The sequence below is a fragment of the Gracilibacillus lacisalsi DSM 19029 genome, from assembly GCF_000377765.1.
Classification (GTDB): Bacteria; Bacillota; Bacilli; order Bacillales; family Amphibacillaceae; genus Gracilibacillus; species Gracilibacillus lacisalsi.
On sequence record NZ_KB898662.1, the window covers coordinates 53,176 to 71,499 of the forward strand.

Annotated in this window: 14 protein-coding genes; 1 reads left to right on the forward strand and 13 read right to left on the reverse strand. The window is 36.7% G+C overall.

Annotated elements, in window-relative coordinates; genetic code table 11:
- Positions 1-32: 32 nt before the first annotated feature.
- The 5 genes from D569_RS0100225 to D569_RS22235 form a co-directional block, all read right to left on the reverse strand.
- The gene (locus tag D569_RS0100225) at positions 33-1,649 is read right to left on the reverse strand and encodes a response regulator transcription factor (RefSeq protein ID WP_018930375.1); all 1,617 of its coding nucleotides are present in this window, start codon (positions 1,647-1,649) and stop codon (positions 33-35) included.
- A 3-nt stretch (positions 1,650-1,652) separates the two neighbouring features.
- Entirely contained in the window at positions 1,653-3,446 is a 1,794-nt protein-coding gene (locus tag D569_RS0100230; protein ID WP_018930376.1) for a sensor histidine kinase, read from the reverse strand.
- 25 nt (positions 3,447-3,471) lie between these two features.
- Positions 3,472-4,314 (reverse strand): carbohydrate ABC transporter permease, encoded by an 843-nt coding sequence (locus D569_RS0100235; protein WP_018930377.1) that lies wholly within the window; start codon positions 4,312-4,314, stop codon positions 3,472-3,474.
- Entirely contained in the window at positions 4,314-5,252 is a 939-nt protein-coding gene (locus tag D569_RS0100240; protein ID WP_018930378.1) for a carbohydrate ABC transporter permease, read from the reverse strand. The genes D569_RS0100235 and D569_RS0100240 overlap by 1 nt, the downstream gene beginning before the upstream one ends.
- A gap of 645 nt (positions 5,253-5,897) precedes the next feature.
- On the reverse strand, positions 5,898-7,250 hold the full coding sequence (locus D569_RS22235; RefSeq protein WP_018930379.1) for an ABC transporter substrate-binding protein: 1,353 nt from the start codon (positions 7,248-7,250) through the stop codon (positions 5,898-5,900).
- A gap of 155 nt (positions 7,251-7,405) precedes the next feature.
- Here D569_RS22235 and D569_RS24970 point away from each other — a divergent pair, with 155 nt between their 5' ends.
- On the forward strand, positions 7,406-7,540 hold the full coding sequence (locus tag D569_RS24970; protein WP_018930380.1) for a hypothetical protein: 135 nt from the start codon (positions 7,406-7,408) through the stop codon (positions 7,538-7,540).
- Positions 7,541-7,702: 162 nt separating this feature from the next.
- On the opposite strand, the gene D569_RS0100255 is transcribed toward D569_RS24970, so the two are convergent.
- The 8 genes from D569_RS0100255 to D569_RS0100290 all read right to left on the reverse strand — a co-directional run bounded on the left by D569_RS0100255 (position 7,703) and on the right by D569_RS0100290 (position 18,302).
- Positions 7,703-8,839 carry a Gfo/Idh/MocA family protein gene (locus D569_RS0100255; protein ID WP_018930381.1) on the reverse strand — a complete coding sequence of 379 codons (1,137 nt, stop codon included), beginning with the start codon at positions 8,837-8,839 and terminating at the stop codon, positions 7,703-7,705.
- A 29-nt stretch (positions 8,840-8,868) separates the two neighbouring features.
- Positions 8,869-10,545: a glycoside hydrolase family 2 protein gene (locus D569_RS0100260; protein ID WP_018930382.1), complete on the reverse strand. Its 1,677-nt coding sequence runs from the start codon at positions 10,543-10,545 to the stop codon at positions 8,869-8,871.
- Entirely contained in the window at positions 10,542-11,165 is a 624-nt protein-coding gene (locus D569_RS0100265) for a YesL family protein (RefSeq protein WP_018930383.1), read from the reverse strand. Before D569_RS0100265 ends, D569_RS0100260 begins: the two co-directional genes overlap by 4 nt.
- 16 nt (positions 11,166-11,181) lie before the next feature.
- Positions 11,182-12,072 (reverse strand): carbohydrate ABC transporter permease, encoded by an 891-nt coding sequence (locus tag D569_RS0100270; RefSeq protein WP_018930384.1) that lies wholly within the window; start codon positions 12,070-12,072, stop codon positions 11,182-11,184.
- 18 nt (positions 12,073-12,090) lie between these two features.
- Positions 12,091-12,981: an ABC transporter permease gene (locus D569_RS0100275; protein WP_018930385.1), complete on the reverse strand. Its 891-nt coding sequence runs from the start codon at positions 12,979-12,981 to the stop codon at positions 12,091-12,093.
- A 343-nt stretch (positions 12,982-13,324) separates the two neighbouring features.
- Positions 13,325-15,016, reverse strand: coding sequence for an extracellular solute-binding protein (locus tag D569_RS0100280; protein WP_018930386.1), 1,692 nt, complete (start codon positions 15,014-15,016; stop codon positions 13,325-13,327).
- A 152-nt stretch (positions 15,017-15,168) separates the two neighbouring features.
- Entirely contained in the window at positions 15,169-16,569 is a 1,401-nt protein-coding gene (locus D569_RS0100285) for a response regulator transcription factor (RefSeq protein WP_018930387.1), read from the reverse strand.
- Complete coding sequence (locus tag D569_RS0100290; RefSeq protein WP_018930388.1) at positions 16,566-18,302, reverse strand: sensor histidine kinase; 1,737 nt, start codon at positions 18,300-18,302, stop codon at positions 16,566-16,568. The genes D569_RS0100285 and D569_RS0100290 overlap by 4 nt, the downstream gene beginning before the upstream one ends.
- Positions 18,303-18,324: the final 22 nt, after the last annotated feature.

An 18,324-nucleotide genomic window follows, 5' to 3' on the forward strand; every position in this document is an offset into this window, starting at 1 on the left:
CCTTTCTTTTGCCCTCGAGAGCACTTCACATCCTAAAAATATTCAGATGGGCTTACACCGGTAATGGCTTTAAATACTTGACTGAAATAAGTAGAGTTTTGATATCCTACCATTTCACTCACTTCATAGACCATATACCTTTTTTCGCGTAATAATTCTTTCGCTTTGGTGATTCGATACTGATTTAAGTAATTAACAAACGTTTCACCGGTTACTTTTTTAAATAACTGAGATAAATAATTGCGATTCACATAGAGCATATCGGCAATTTCAGCTAACGTGATTTCTTCATCATAATAATGATGAACATGCTCCTTCACTTGCTCTACTAATTTACTCGTCTTCTTGCCAGCTAGTGCCTCCTTAGAATGCTCCACCCACTTTCTTAATTGCTCTGTCATCCATGCTAGTAAATCTTTCGTTGTATGATAATTATAGACTTCAATCAATAAAGATGACTGCCCTTCAGGTTGGGATTCACCATGGTCGATTGACTGATCTTCCATCATTAATGCACTTAAAATATTGATCGAAACGGTTTGGATCATATAAAAAGGAGAATAATCTCCTTCTGATAAACCGTTTACAAATTGATCCCAGATTGCTAATAACTCATCGTAATCCTTATCGCTAATTTTTGTATGAATTTCTTTAATCGTTTCAAAAGGATATACATATGCATCACCAGAGCCTTTCTGCTTTGTCTCCTGGTAATGAAATACTTTGTTCCATTCTTCATACTCCGCAACTTCTAAAGCTTGCATACTTTCCGAATACGCGTCTGTTAACTGATGCAAGCTTTTTCTGACATTACTGACCCCAATCATAACGGATACTTTTAAGTAATAGAGGACATTCTCCAACATTTTATGGACGAGCTTATCATTTAATTGCTCTAAATAAATTTCATTTCCGGGCAAAAAGACTACCATTACATAAGTAGAATCAGAATAATCAAGAAGATGTGTAACAAAGCGATATTGCTCAGAAAACTGCTGTATGGTTTCCGCCAAAATATTGCCTACACTAAACTTCATTAATTGCCATTCACGCTCATGTGCTTTCGTTAAATATGGTGGTCGATTAATCATAATCGATGTCACCACTTGGGATGCATTTACATCTACTTCTAAAAGCTCCTTGCTTTCAACAGACAAATCCTTTGATTTGTACCGATTAAACAAAAGATTACGGATAAATGTATCTTTTCGGTAGGCTAAATAGGCAGGGCCTTGTTCTCGATAAGTTTCAAGGATTGCCTGTTGTTTATCCTCTGACTCGATTTCTTGCAATACTTCCTGAATCACAGTTTCGATTTCCGTCACTGGTGAAGGTTTCAAAAAGAAATGTTTGACACCATATTGAATCGCCTTTCTAGCATTATCAAAGTGATTATAACCACTATGAATAATGATCCGGATAGAAGGATAGTTTTCGCTTACCTTTTTAATCAAGGAAAGACCATCCATCCCAGGCATATAAATATCTGTAATCATCAGATCTGGTGTTTCTTCTTCGATCATCCTTATAGCTTGTTCTCCATCATTGGCACTACCTAATACTCGTATCTGTAATTTCTCCCAATTGACGTGCTTGAGTAAGCCTTCTCTTACCGATAATTCATCATCAACAATTATAATGGACTTCACTCTCTATTCCCCCGATTCATTTGTCTGAGGTTGTGTAGCGGGTTGTGCTTCATAAATCGGTACGCGAATTTCCACGACCACTCCACCTTTTTCATGATTATAAATGTCAACATCAAACTGCTCACCACAGTACATGGCAATCCGCTCTCTTACATTTTGAATACCAATCCCTTTCACATTAGAAAAACTCCAATTATCCGGTAATCCTGTCCCATTATCCTTAACAGTTAGCTTGATACAGTCGTTCTTTCCACACATTTCTCCAAGAACCGTAATCTCCATTCTTTTAGATCCGGCATTATGATAGCCATGTTTAATACTATTTTCGATAAAAGGCTGGAGAATAATTTTGGGAACATAGTAATCCTTCATATAAGCTGGTACACGAACTTTGTAATCAATAGCTTGTGGCTGACGTTGCTTTTGGATATCAATATAACATTTGGCATGATCTAACTCATCACGCAACCGAATAAACTTCAAACCACCACTCAAGCCGATTCGTAGCATTTTGCTTAACTTATTAACCATTTCTCCAACATCTTCTGCATCATGGTCAAGTGACTTCCACTTAATCATATCTAATGTGTTGTACAGAAAGTGGGGCATTATTTGACTTTGTAATGCACGCATTTCTGCTTCACGACGATTGGCATTTTCCTCTTCCAGCTTTTCCAATAACTCTGACAATTCGTTCGTCATCTGATTAAAATTCTTTCCTAAAATATCATACTCTTCAACGAAATGGCTTTTCACCTGAACATCGAATTCTCCCTTTTCCACTTTACGCATGGCCTTAACCATATGACTAATTGGTTTGGTAATCCATTTTCCAATACCGTACACAATCGGTATCGATAACAGAATCGCAATTAACCCAATCACTAACACATGAACACCAAGCTCTTGGGTTTCTGCATATAAACCATCAACTGGAATAACCTGTACGAGTCGCCACTGTTCATAATTTGGGCGGGAAATTAATAATAAGTAATATTCATTGTCTTTTTTTATTAATTGATGATGGTCCGTTAATTCATCATATTCTGGAATTAACCGTTCATATATTTCACTTTCAACAGAAACGGTAATATCATTTAGAATCGGATACTCTTCCCGTGAGTGTGTTTCCGCAATAATTCTTCCACCAGTATTTAATAAAATAAATGGTTCATTAATTTCATCATATAAATCCATATCCACTAAATATTCCAGAAAGTTTTCCGCAAGCACATTGACTTTAATATATCCGACTGTCTCACTGCGCTGGTTTAAAATCCGGTGAACATAACTAATCATTTCTCTATCCATCAGTTCGTCGGTATGCCTTGGCACCCAGCCATTATCAACATTCTCAATGAAAGGTTCAAACCACTCCTGCTCGGTCAGGTTGGATTGTGGCTGTACATTATAGTCATAAAGATACGAATACTCCTGAAAACGATCCGTATATATTTCAACCGAATAAACCTCTTGTTTTAAAGAAGCAACATTATTAGCCAAATTCTTCAGTTCATTACGTTCCACTAATGCTTCATATGGCGTGGTGCCCGTATTTTCAAACATATCAACAACAGTACGATCAATGGCAATAAACGTTCCCGCCTCACGAATATTTTGGATTACACCTGATAATTTATTAGCGCTTTCATTTAATAACGTCAGTTTTGCCTCACTAATTTCATCAGAGGTAAAATTAAAAAAATATTGGTAAGAAGAATAGCTGACACCTGCAAGAAAGAGGGCATTGACGAAAACAAAACATACGACCATTATCGTTTTTAATTTTCGAATCATTGATATCCCTCTTTTCTAACCATTACTAACCTTTTATACCAGTAGTTGCTATGCCTTCCACAATATATCGTTGAAAAATGAAAAATACGGTTGTTATTGGAATTAAGGAAAGCACGGACATCGCAAAGACAGATCCCCAGGAGGACTCCCCTTGTGAATCTAAAAATAACCGTAAACCTAATGGAACTGTAAACGTATCAACGGTATTTAAATATAAAATTTGGCTAAAGAAATCATCCCAAGTCCAGATAAAGGTAAAGATCGCTGTCGTAATTAATACCGGGACCGCTAAAGGCATAATGATCCTTGTATAAATCTGATAAATACCGCAACCATCCATGATCGCGCTTTCATCTAACTCACGAGGAATCCCTCTAAAAAATTGTACCATGAGGAAGATAAAAAAAGCATCTGTCGCTAATAATTTCGGGACAGTTAATGGCAAAATCGTATTAACCCATCCTAAATTATGAAAAATTGTATATTGCGGAATAAGTGTTGCATGTGCTGGTAACATAATCGTCATTAGCATACATGCAAACCAGAGCTTTTTCAATGGGAATTTCAACCTAGCAAAAGCATATGCTGCCATCGAACAAGTAATGAGATTGGCTAGCACCGCAATCATACTTATTAAGAACGAATTTTGAAAAAACTGGCCAAATGTAACATTTCTTACTACATTCCAACCATTCGTATAATTATCCAATGTCCACTCTTTCGAAAAAATACTCGGCGACGAGAAAATAAGTGTTTCCGGCTTAAACGAACTCGCGACCATCCATACCACCGGATATAGCATCAATAAACCGAATACGATAATGAAAACATGTGTTACAATCCTGCTTGTTTTCGTACTTTGATTCATTACAATTTCCCCCCGTCTTCATAATGCACCCAATATTTTGATGAGAAGAAGATAATCAGTGTCATCACACCTAAAATAAACACTAACACCCATGCCATTGCAGAGGCATATCCCATCTCAAATTGCGTAAAACCTTTCTGGTATAAATAGAGAGTGTAAAATAACGTGGAGTTAATTGGTCCACCTGTCCCCTCACTAATAATAAAGGCTGAAGTAAACACTTGAATTGATTTAATTAATTCAATTACTAAGTTAAAGAAAATAACTGGTGATAATAATGGCAATGTAACACGGAAAAAAACTTGACGTTTCGTTCCTCCGTCAACTGCTGCTGCCTCGTAGAGTTCTTTCGGAATTTGTTTTAACCCTGCTAAGAAAATAACCATGGAAGCACCAAACTGCCATGTTGCTAAAATAATGATCGTACCTAATGCATAATCTGGGTGTGATATCCATCCTTGTCCTTGTATGTTGAAATAGGCTAAAACCTGATTGACTAACCCATCAATTTCAAATAAATTTTTCCAAAGGATCGCAATCGCAACACTTCCGCCAAGTAATGAAGGCAAATAATAGGTCGTTCGGTAAAAGCCAATACCTGCCATTTTTTTATTCAATAATACAGCTACTAATAAAGCTGCGATTAACTGTGTTGGTACTGCAATAAATACGAAGGTTAAGGTAACTTTTGCAGATGCAATCCACCTTTCATCCTGAAACATTGCTTGAAAGTTGGAAAGACCAATCCATTCCGGTGTATTTAATAAGTCAAAACGTGTAAATGATAAATATAATGAGCTGATCATTGGTCCTAATATCAACCCAAGAAAGCCGATTAACCAAGGTAAAAGAAACACATATGCAGCGATATATTGCTTGCGTTTTTCCTTCGATTTTTTCTTTATCATCGGTGTTTCTAATGCTTCTGTACTTTTCATTGTCACCCCTCCTAAATCTTTTTGTGTGTTGAAGTCTTCATCTCAGTAAACCAATCTCTGTTGATTTCCTGAAATTGAAAAAAACGAGAAAGCCCACCCGGTCCTGTCCAAAGTAGTTATTTTGCCATGAATGATAAGCGTAACAACCGCTGCGGCTTGCCCACTTCGCTTTCCGTGGGGCGTGTCTTCAGCTAACTTTTGTAAAGAAGATCGCTTTACAAAAGTGGATCTTCAGATCACGCTGATCCCACAGGAGTCGAAGTGGACGCCTACGCTAAATAACGTTCTACATTGTTTTAACGTACGGACATACGTCTTTATTTCACATTGTATAAAACCTCATAAAGTTAGCTGTCACATACGTTGTAGAACTGCTTTATAACGGAGGCCGACCACTTTCAAACGAGGCTACTGAAAAACCCAGTGTAATGGGAAGTGGGCAGCCGAAGCGATGGTTATGCGATTGATATATTTCAAAATGACTATTAAAACAATCGTAGATCCACTTAACATTTAGTCGGAGCTAGACAAATACCTAATTTTATGCTTTCTTTTCAGCTTAAGACTTCAAAACATGGATGGAACAAAGTGACCCGCTAGGAGTCACTTTGTTATCAAGCTTTTTATTATGGGCAGTGGTTCATTTTATTCTTCAACTTCTTCATTTTCGTATTTTTCAATATTGGCAAGTAATTCTTCGTAATAGTCTTCTGCAGCTTCATCTACTGATTTTTGGTCGTAGTAAATAATTTGCTCTGTTTCCGTGAATAATTGGGTATTTTCATTGTAACCAGGTAAGTTAGGAATAAATGGTGCATCAGATGTTTCACTAACTAAGTCAATGTAAGAGTAAACAGCTTCATCTAATTCTGTAGCTTGATCAATCAAGTTTTCACGAACATCAGAATTAACCGGTGCACCACGATCATTACCTAATACTTCAGTAGCCTCGATGTTATTAACGAAGAAATCCATAAATTTTGCCGCTTCTTCTGGATGCTCTGTATCCTTATACGCCGCAAAATACTGACTTGGTCTTAGGGATACACCGTTTTTACCCGTTTCTGAATTAGCTGGGTAAGGATATAGTTCAAACTCATCCTCTGTCGCACCTGTGTAAGCACCGAGCTGGTTACTTGCAACAGATTCAATCGCTACGTCACGTTGCACAATCAAGGATTGTTCTGGAGTTTGGGATGCTGACACTTGTACCTCCGGAATAGCAGCGCCGCCACTTTCACGAAGTTCTTTCCATAAGTTGAACCATTCTTTAACATCATCTGCTTCAAAACCAACTTCACCATCTAAATAGGTATACTTATCTGTTTGTGCGAGAAATACACCAAAACCATCTTCACCAAAATCCCCTGCACCATATGTTCCATCCAGATTCTCAGATAATTGAGGTGTTATCTCTTTAAAATCTTCCCATGTCCAGTCTTTACTTGGCATTGAAATACCAGCTTCTTCAAACGCTGTTTTATTTAACAGTAAGCCCCATGCTGTTGTACCAAGTGTCACCCCATACAATTGGTCATTAAATGTTGCCGAATCTAACATACTTTGATCATGTAAGCTTATATCTAATTCATTTCCTACGTAATCATCTAATGGTAAAATTACGTCTCGAGCTACAAAGTCGTTTAAATTACCACCAAATTGTATAACGTCGGGAGCATTTCCAGCTGCCAGTTGTGTATTTAATTTGTCAAAATAACCATCAAAACCAGAATACTCAGCCTCAATCGTTACATGAGGATTTTCCTCTTCGTACATTTCAATCACTTGTAATGTGCGGTCATGTCGCTCCTGACCACCCCACCATGCTACTCGTAAAGTGACCTCTTCACTATCTGATGCCCCTTCGTCATTTTCTGTCTCTGTTGTATCTTCTTCAGATCCTGTATTTTCCTCATTTTCATTAGCAGAATCCGAACTACAGGCAACCACCAATGCAGTAAAAAATGCTAAAACTAAAAATAAATACCACTTTTTCATCACTAATAACCCCTTTCCTATTAAATTAAGTTCATTTTATATTGTAAGCAGTTTCAATTAAATAAATAAAAGTAAGGGCTTACACAAGAAATCTTAGGTAGATTGAAAAATGGATATGTTTCGATTTCATAATTAAATAATGGGACCTGGAGGGGATGAACAATTTTTCTGCAAACATTCATAAACATTTTGCAGGTGCACATATTAAAAAGGAAACATATCACGGGTTAATAACCGTGATCAATAAGCCATTAGAAGGAGTTGAATACTGTGCCAAAGAGGAAATATAACCTAAAAAATGTTAGAGCAAATACAGAACGTAATTTCTTAGCAACGAATACAACATTGCCACAAAATAAAAATAAATCAAAATAATGTAAGCTTCAAAATATCGTTTTTCCTGAACTTACCAGAAGTTAAATTGCATATAGAAAGAGAAGACCATATCCGGTTCAGCCTTCTCTTTCTTTTTCCATTAGGGCATGTAATTTTTCAAGATAAAGCGATTGGTCAAAAGGTATAGATACTTCTTGCTGCAGCCAGTCCGATAAATAAATAGCATTAATAAGCTCCACATTACGTTCACCATCTTCTTTTGTCGCAAATAACCGAGTATTTTCTGTTATGCTTTCCATGAAATTTTCCATGACGCTAACATATGGATTTTGCTTAACCTCCCTATAATCCAACATCTTTTCTTGATAATACGGGGAATTTTGCTCCATCGTCTTGAACTCTGCTAAACTTAACTTCTTACTCCAGAGCTGTTCCTCTTGATCAAATACTTTCATGTTCATCCAATCCCCGTTTTCTATCATAATCTTGCCTTTATCTCCCAGGATCTCAAGCCGATCTGTCCCGAAAAAATCATGCGTACGGGATGTAAAAACACCAGACATACCATTCATATAAGTAAAGACTGCTGTTACATCATCATCAGCTGTAATGTCTCGTTGAGATCCATATTTAAGGTGTGCAAACACTTTTTCAGGCATCCCAAATAACCAAGTGATTAAATCAATATGATGTGATGCTTGATTGATTAAGACGCCGCCACCTTCTCCATTCCAGGTTGCACGCCACTCATTCTGTTCATAATAGGCTAGCGGACGCCATGTTTTAGTAGCTGTCCATTGCCAGTTTCTAATATTACCGATAATACGTTCCACTAATACATCCTTCAACTTTTGATAAGCTGGCTTTGTCCGTTGATTAAAAATGATACCAAAACGCAAATCCGGTTTTTCTTCGGCTAATCGATTTAGTTCTTCAAGCTCTTTGGTATGTACACTGAGCGGTTTTTCTACCAATACATGTTTGTTATGGGCAAGTGCTTCCATAGCAATTGCGACATGCTGAAAATGAGGAACACAAATGATAACAGCATCAATTGCTTCATTTTTTACTAAATCGTGATAATCCTGATAAAATAACACCTCTTTAAAGTGCTCCTGTACGTAGTCTCTTTTCTCCTCGCTTCGTGAATTGACGGCTGTTAATGCCATTCCTTTTACTTTCCCGTCATGAAGGAGTGATGCGTATTTTGTACCTTGGAGACCAAGTCCGATAATTCCTACTTTGATTGACACTGCTTGATGCCTCCTTTCCGATCATATTCTTAGCCCCATTTGTTTTTAACAATATGGTAGGCTTGTTTGGGTTGACGGTAGCCATTAACAATACCTTTGTTGTTTTGCGTACCGGCTCTTGTCATAAACCACTCTTCCTCTGTCACTCGACAGTCAGCAAATTGCCAGATGAACATACCAGATAGATAATCTTTTTTCATATAAGCAGTCAAATTAGCCTCGATAATCATTGCCTGCCGTTCTTCTGTTCCTTTGACTGTAGTTGGACAGCGATAACCATATAACCCATCAGCACCAAACTCACTCATTATCATCGGTTTTCCTGCCCCACCTGACTCATCTGCCCACTTTCTGGCCTGGTCAGCTAGATCACCTGGATTTTCATCTGTGTACCATTGTGGATAGAGGTTGAACGATACGATATCTACCAAGTCAAAACATAGTTCCGCCGCTCGATGATGGGAAGCAAAAGTCAGAGGACGACTTTGATCGAGTGCCCGAATTTGTTCGAGCTGTTCCTGATATATTTCACGTCCTTGTTCGGTATTACTGGCACACTCGTTTAAAATCCCCCAAATAATAATAGAGGGATGATTATAATGATTTTCTACCATTTCCCGATTTACTTGTTCACATTGCTTTCGGAAAAGCGGGTGCTGCATTCGTTCTAAGCTTAGTCCACGGGCATGGTTTTCCTCCCAAACAAGAAATCCCAGTTCATCACATAAATCAAGAAAAAGCTCGTCATTCGGGTAATGGCTTGTACGAACGGCATTAGCCCCCATATCCTTCATCAGTTCCAGATCCTTTACCATCAGACTAAGTGGAAAAGAAGCACCGACAATTGCATGATCCTCATGACGGTTAAATCCTTTTAACACGATATCTTCACCGTTCACTTGGATCTTTCCATTTGCTGTTGTGACTTCGCGAAATCCGATTCGTTCGATATAATCGTCTACAGCCACTTCATCCGCTTTTCTTACGATTTGAAGTTCTAACCGATACAAATGAGGACTATTTGGTGACCATGCAGACACATCCAACCCTGTTATTGAATGACTAATTCTCTTGTTTTTGTCTGTTTGCTTAAGATCAATCGTAAATGTATGGTTAGCAATGATTCCTTTTAGATAATAACTGTCCGGACTATCGTCTAATAATTCCATATCAACTTCTAATTCTAAATTCCAACTTTCCCCTACTTTGACTGGGACGCTTTTCACTTGATTTACCATGATACTATCCATTAATTCGACTGCAACCGGCCTTATGATACCCCCATACGTATAATAGTCATTAGGAATATGCAGAGAAGATTGATCCGTGAAACGATTGTCAACGAGGATCACCAGCTCATGCTCACCCTGTTTTACATGTTTAATGACATGAGAAAAAGGTGTATAAGCATTATAATGAGAAGTAACATAACTTCTGTCAAAATAAATTTCGGCCGTGTGACTAATTCCTTTACAAACTAAATGTACATGTGTGTCATTTTGGATGAAGATCTTTTTTCGATAGGCTGCTTTTCCACGATAATTGGCAAAGGAAGGATGTGACTCCCAGCAACTTGGTACAGGCAGTTGATACTCGTAATTCTCCACATCCTTTATCGTACAATTTTTATCAATCGGCTGAAAATCCCACAGTCCATCTAATTCTTGATATTCTCTTACTTGATGATTATTAAACAAACGGATCATAATGCGACTTCCTTTCGCTTTCCTTGTATCGTTGTCACTCTTTCAAACGTTTTCAAACTAAAATACATAACAATCAATACGAGACCACTGAAACCACATAAAGGAATAAATCCCGGTATCGTCTTCATCATCATACAAAAGATTGAAACCGTTATCAACAATAACAATGTATTCACTGGATGAACAAATATCATCAAGAATGCATGTTTTAGAACAGAAAGAAAAGAAGTTCGAAAATGGATATAAACAGGAATGACAAATAAACATAGGCAAAGGAACAAGATAAAAACCGTTAAGATTGGATAATAACTTATTTGTATGAGTGAATGGTTGATCACTTCAGCAATCGTTAAATTAATATACAACAATAAACCAACTATTGTTAACAACCATCCGATCCCGTTACTTCTAAGCAATTCCTTTTTAAAAATGCGATAAAAGTTCTTTGTTATCTTTATATCACTATCACCTGTTAACCATTTTCGCACAATATAAAAAGTAGCAGTCACGGCAGGGAACACCCCAAAAACAACTAAGCCTAGCAAACTAAAGAAAAAAGCAAGTATATTTAAATAAACAAGTTTTATAATAAAATCTGCAAGATAGTACACGCGCTCCATTCCGTCACTCTCCCTTTTATTCTTTAACTGATCCTAACGTGATACCATGAATAAAGTATCTTTGTAAAAATGGGTACACTACTAATACAGGGATCATCGCAATAAAGATTTTGGCAGCATCTAACGTGCGGTTTGACAACTCACTCAATCGTTTATACTGATCCTCTGTCATCGTTGATGGATCAACCGATACGACCAGCTGTTGAATATACGTCTGTAATGGATAGAATTCTTCTCTCGTCATAAAAATCAAACCATACAGAAACTCATTCCAGTGATAAACAATACTAAAGAGGGATACGGTAGCAAGAACCGGAATCGATAGTGGAATAAATACTTTCGTTAAAATATACCAAGGTCCGGCACCATCTACTAATGCTGCCTCCTCCAAAGAAGAAGGAAGGTTTCGAAAGAAGTTAATAGTAAGAATAATATTAAACACAATCGTTTGTGCACCACCAACTAACACTAATGCCCAAATACTGTTCATTAAACCATAGGCTTTAACTGTTAGATAAAGAGGGATCAAACCACCATTAAATAACATCGTAAAAATGAGCGTCCACATTAATACATTACGACCTTTAAAATCTTTTACTGTCTTAGATAACGGATACGCCATCAAAGGTACAATAATAAAATTCAGCCCTGCCCCTAACACTACCCGTTGGACTGATATCCAGAAGGATTTAAAAAATTGACTATCCTGCAATAATTGTTGATAAGAATTAAAATTAAATTCCACTGGCCATAAAGCAACAGCACCAGCCGCCGCAGCTGTCTTGGAGCTTAAAGATAAAGATAACGTATACCATAAAGGTAAAATGCAAGTAATCGCAATCGCTACTAAGATGATAATCAGAACAACATCCGCTATTTTAGAAGATAATGACTTACTTCTTAACATATGCTTTTCTCCCTTCCATTAGAAAATCCGATAATTCGTAAATCGATAAGCAAGATAGTATGACAAACTGATTAAAATAAACCCTGCAACTGATTTTAATAAGCCGACAGCCGTTGCCAATTCATACTGTAAATTTAATAATCCTGCCCGATAAACCCATGTATCGATAATATCTCCTGTTGAATAAACGAGCGGATTATATAAGTTAAATATTTGATCAAACCCTGCATTTAGTACATTTCCTAAACTTAATACAGCTAGCAATACCGCCGTAGTGCGAATTCCAGGTAATGTAACATGCCAAAGCATACGCTGTCTTGATGCACCATCAATACCTGCTGCTTCATATAGCGCTGGATTGATACCGGTTAATGCTGCTAAATAAATAATCGTGTTAAAGCCGAATTCCTTCCAGACATCACTGCCTACTACTAAAAAAGGAAAAAGGTCTTCTCTACCAAAAAATAAAATAGGATCTATTCCAAATGCAGCTAACATTTGATTGATCGGACCACCATAAGCAAAAATATCGAGCATTACTCCACCCAAAATAACCCATGATAAAAAATGCGGTAAATACACAATCGTTTGGATCGACCTTTTTAGCCCCATATATCTCACTTCATTGAGCATTAAGGCAAAAACTAAAGGAACGATAAGATTTCCAATAATTTTCATGATTGCAATAAAGATTGTATTAAAAAATACGTTTACGGTATCGCTCAATTCGAACATATACCGGAATGTTTCTAATCCCACAAACTCTGAACCGAAAACACCTGCTCCGGGATTGTAGTTTTGAAAGGCAATCATAATACCGAACATCGGTACAATACTGAATAAGGTTAACCAGATAAAACCAGGTATCAGCATGAAATAATAATGCTTAGCAAAACCCTTTGACTTCATGAACAATCTCTCCCTTCTTTGGCCAATCAAAAAATCAGACCGTGGGTTAGCGGACATTTAGTTCGTTATTTGCATAGATAACATCCCTTTTTTGATGTTGGCGGACATCTAATCCCTTATTCCGCTACTTTAGGTAGAAATCTGCTTTACTTTGGGTGAATAACGGAACATATGACCTCAAAAAGGTTTACAACAGCACTTTTATCACAAATAGCGGAACAAATGTCCACTCATAAAATTGTTAAAGTATTGCATTGAAATCTCTAAAAAGTTGTGATATTAATGGTTATATACCTATCTTATTAGAAAGGCGCCGAATCACTTCGCCGCCTTTTCTGTTTCATTATTGGTTTACAACTTCTGCAACCTCTTCTGTAATCTGCTCTCCCCCTTGTTTTTTCCAATTTTCCACAAATTGATCAAAGGATTCTAGCGGTTCTGTACCCATAATGATTTTCAAAAATGTTTCATCTTCTAATTTTTTCAGGTTTACCCATCTGTCCTCCATCGTTTCTGTTTGAGAATATATTAAGCTCATAACACCATTGATTTCAGTATCAACTAATGGAGCAGTTCCAACTAACGCAGAGTATGCTCTCGTCCATTGACCCAGATTTGCTTCAGGATCCCAATATTCTATATCCATATTGTCATATGGTTCTAGCTTCACTTCATGAATCGTATCTACATCAGATTTCAGCAATTTATAGGCGGGCATGTCATAAAAATCTTCTGGTTCTTTCGTTCCAGCAAGCACCTCTCTTAGAGCTACTGTTGTTACTTCCATTTCATCTGCAGGTGCATAGACAAGACGTAATGGATAATAGCCCGGTCCACCAATACTAGGATCGAATTCAGATTCATTTGCTAATAAATTATTTAAAATCTTCATCGCAGCTTCCGGATGTTCATAGTCTTTTCGGACAACTACAAATTGAGTGGTTGTCGTACTCAAATGAGGTGTATATTCACCATTAGCATCAAGTGGAAGTGCATATGATTGCCAGTTTGCTTCTGGGTTATTTGTTACAGCGTCTGTAATAGGTCCATATGGCATCCAAAAAGGTCCGAAGAACATGCCAGTATTTCCGCTTATAACAGATTCACCAGAGTCCTCGCGAACACCCATTTCCGGGTCAATGAGCCCTTCGCTGTACATATCCCTTAATACAGATAAAGCCTCTTTCGTTTCTGGTAAAATTGATCCGTAGACTGGCTGTCCATCTTCTCCTTCTAACCAATACCCTGGATAAGCATGTAATGCTGAAAAAATCCCATCAAAACCATATAAATTATTGGTTGACTCTAAAAAGTTAGCATAGAGTTTATTACTGGTGTCTGGTCCGGCTAAACCAATCGTATCATCCTGCCCATTGCCATCAGGATCTTGCTCTACAAAAGCTTTTGCTACTTCTTTAAATTCTTCGATTGTTTTAGGTGGCTCTAAGCCAAGCTTATCAAGCCAGTCTTTTCTAATCCATAAATTATGGACACCATCGGCACTAGCTTGTGAATTAGGAATTGCCATCATTTTTCCATCAAATGTAACATTCTCAAGTGCAACTCCATCTGAACTATCAATAATTTCCTTTATTGCCGGAGATGCATAATTCTCATATACTTCTGTCAGGTCTGCAATTTGATCAGCTTCTACCAACTGCCTTAATTCAACTGGACCTACAACCATCGCATCTGGCAAATCATTACTGGCAATCGCAAGACTTACTTTTTGATCGTAGTTAGAAGGAGAAGCAGTAAATGCATGCTCCACTTCGATGTTTAGATTTTCTTTAACATGTCTTGTGTACTGATTATCGAGTGGTGTATCACCATCTTGTAAGCTAGTATCACTTGGATCCACTTCTTGACCAATGGCAATTGTAAGTGTTTCTTCGTAAGCGCCAAACGGATCAGCTGGCTCTGAAGAAGTTTCCGTTTCCGTCTCTTTGCCATCACTAGGATCTGAGCTTGCATCATCAGAACAAGCAACTAACACCAACGCAAATAATAATAAAAATAAGTACTTTCTTAGCATCCTTTTCCCCTCTTTTCCTTGAATTTTATATTCAATTTAATCATACCAATAATGTAAGCGTATTCAATAAGAGGGTTGTTTCGAAAAAAAGGTGGTATTTGTACTTTCCAAACCTTCTCTATTCTCCTTTATAAAGGGAAACAACATTTCTCTTACAACATAGAAACATTTGACCCCTTTTTATTTAATTTTCGATACTCACTCGGTAAGAGTCCTGTCTCTTGACGAAATATTTTACTAAAATATTTCATATCAGCATAGCCAACCTTTTCGGAAATAACTGCTATCTTTTCTCTTGTATACAGTAAGTAATCTTTTGCTTTACTAATTCTGGCCATTCGCACATATTCATTAAAGGTTTCACCGATTATTTCTTTAAAACAGGTTGAAAAATAACTCCTACTCATATTTACTTGTTGTGCAACATATTGGGCTGTCAAAGGTGAAGAGAGCTCACGTTCTATAATAGCGATCGCATTTAATATACATTGATTGGTCTCTGGAGAATACACTGGGCTAAATAAAGTTGTATACATAACACGCTGAAATTGTTTAAACCACTGTTCCACATCAGACCAATACTTTACTTCTATAGGGGCATGAATCTGTTCAGGGAGAATATCTCGATAAATCCGCTTATATTCATTAACGAGCCACGATAATAATTCCTCTATATGATTTATCGAAAAACCAGTTGTATATAAACCACTTAATAATTCAGTGACTTGCTGTTTATTTGCTAGCCAATCCGATGAAATGATCCTTTCCTTCCAACCTTCCAATTCTTGCTTGCTTACTTGTAATGGTTGATAGAGATTGCGGAAGGCCTTTACTACTATTGGTTGATCCTGGCTCACCTCATAAAATAATAACTGTTGGTGGTCATTAGCTTTCCATTCCTTCATACCGTTAAAATCCACTTCTGTTTCTGGATAAACTAGAAGTAATGGACGGATATCATATTTCGTATCCAATATTTGCTGTATCACATTCTTTGGTGTTAGTGCATCGCTCTTTACGAGCAGACAATAATCATTCCATTTACATAGATCTTCGCTAGGAAAAATCTTGTTTAATGCCTGTTCTACAACAGATATTTTTTTCGAAATGAGAGCATATCCACTAGTGATTGTTGTTTTTTCGTGATTTGACATAGAAGTTTGTTTTACTAGTTCTTTTTCAATTCTGTGCTGAATGCGAATAAGAATATCATCCATGTCATTCCCGTCTAATTCAATTTTGGCTATATAATCGATTGCTCCTAATCTCATCGCTTCCTGTATATACTCAAAATCCTGATGCAAGGAAAGCACGACGATAAAGATTTCTGGATATTTTTCTTTAACAATCCGAATAAGTTCTATTCCTGACATAATCGGCATTGCTAAATCGGTAATCATCAAGTCTACCTGATGATCTTCGATAAACTGCAAAGCTTTTTCACCGTTTTTTGCATCTCCAACTATCTCCATGTCAAATTGTTCCCATTGAAAGGAAGAGATGAAACTCTTTCTGACTAATTTGTCATCTTCCACAATTAATACTTTAATCATTTCAAATCACCCTTTATATATGGTATTCTCAAACGGACGACCGTTCCTTTACCTACCATGCTATCCATTTCAATCTCTGCATAATTACCATACGTTCTTTCCATCATTCTCTTAACATAATTTAAACCAATACCCATCCCGTTTCTCGTCTGTTTAAAAGATTGATCGTTTAAAATTTCGTTCATTTTCTCTCTCGACATTCCTCTGCCATCATCGCGGACTTCGATAACAATAATTTCCTCCTCAAGATGTATGTTAATTGCAATGTTTCCTTCATCGACCAGTCCATGATACAGTGAATTCTCTACTAATGGCTGAAGAATAAACCTTGGAACAGGAGCTTGTAAGACTTCTTCAGAGACATTGATACTGGTTACATATTCAAAATCATACCGGATTTGCTGCAACATTAAATATTGCGTCATTGAATCTAATTCTTCTTCCAATGTTGACAATACCCCTAATTTTCCCATATTGTAATAGAGTAATTTATTCAATGAGGTTAATAGACCGGTAAGCTCCTGCTTGTCTCCCGAGATAGCTAACCATTTAGCTGTATCTAACGTATTCATTAAAAAATGAGGATTGATTTGATGCTTTAATTTCTCCACCTCTAAATCAGCACGTTTTCTTTCTTTTTGTTCTATCTCCTGGATCAAACTGACAATTTGTACCCTCATATTACGAAAACGCTTTATCAAATCAACAAACTCTGGAATTTTGGTATGAACAATTTCCGAATGAAAATTGTTGTTGCCCATTAATTTTATTTCATGACGGAATTCGTTTAAAGGCTTGTAAAGTGTTTTCCATAATAACAGGGAAACGACAAGACTGATAAATACAAAAAGAATCGCAATATAAATCATTAAAATAACCCATTGATTCATTTCCTCGTTATATTCCGAGATAGGTATTAACGCGATAATACTCCATCCTTTTTCCGTCGTCTCCTCAAACCAGTAAAATCCATTATGCTTGCCATAACCCTTTTCATTACCACTGAAAGAACTATTGAAGGGGAAAGTGTCATTTTCACTATATATGATATGCCTCGTATCATCTAAAAGTATATAATCAGCGTGATTCAATACATTATCTACTTCTAAAAGGTCATTTGTTAAATCAAGATTCGATTCCAGATAAATATAAATATCATCAGCATAATTAACATCCAATTTCCTGGCAACAGAGAGTACATACTTATCTTTGTACTGTTCCATACTTATGTGAGGTCCATAAGTATGCATATTATATCCTTCATCTAATAATGGTTCATGGTCTAAGGAGAATTCATCTTTTACTCCATGATTATAAAAAAGATACTCCTCATTTTCTTTTAAATAGAGTAAGGATAAACCGATGCCGGGGTTACTAAACTGAATTACATTCAACTCATTTTTAATATCCTCATAAACTTTGACTCTATCGTAAGACGGAGACGAGTGTAAATAATCATCTAGCTTAAAGGTCAGGTTTTCGGAAAAAGCAATTTGTTGTGCAACATAGTTTAAATCTTCTATTGTATTTTCCATCGATAAGCGAATTTGTTGTAAATTACTATTGAAGGTAGCATGTAATTTATTCGTTAGAATATTCGACATCGATTGATAGGAAAACATGATCGTAAACATAAGTAGCAAAAAAGTACTTAAAGCAAACACTAAAGAAATTCTGCTTTTCAAACTTAACTTTTCAAAAAAAGAAATCACTCTACTAAACAATTTTTTCAAATCATACCACCTCTCTTTTATG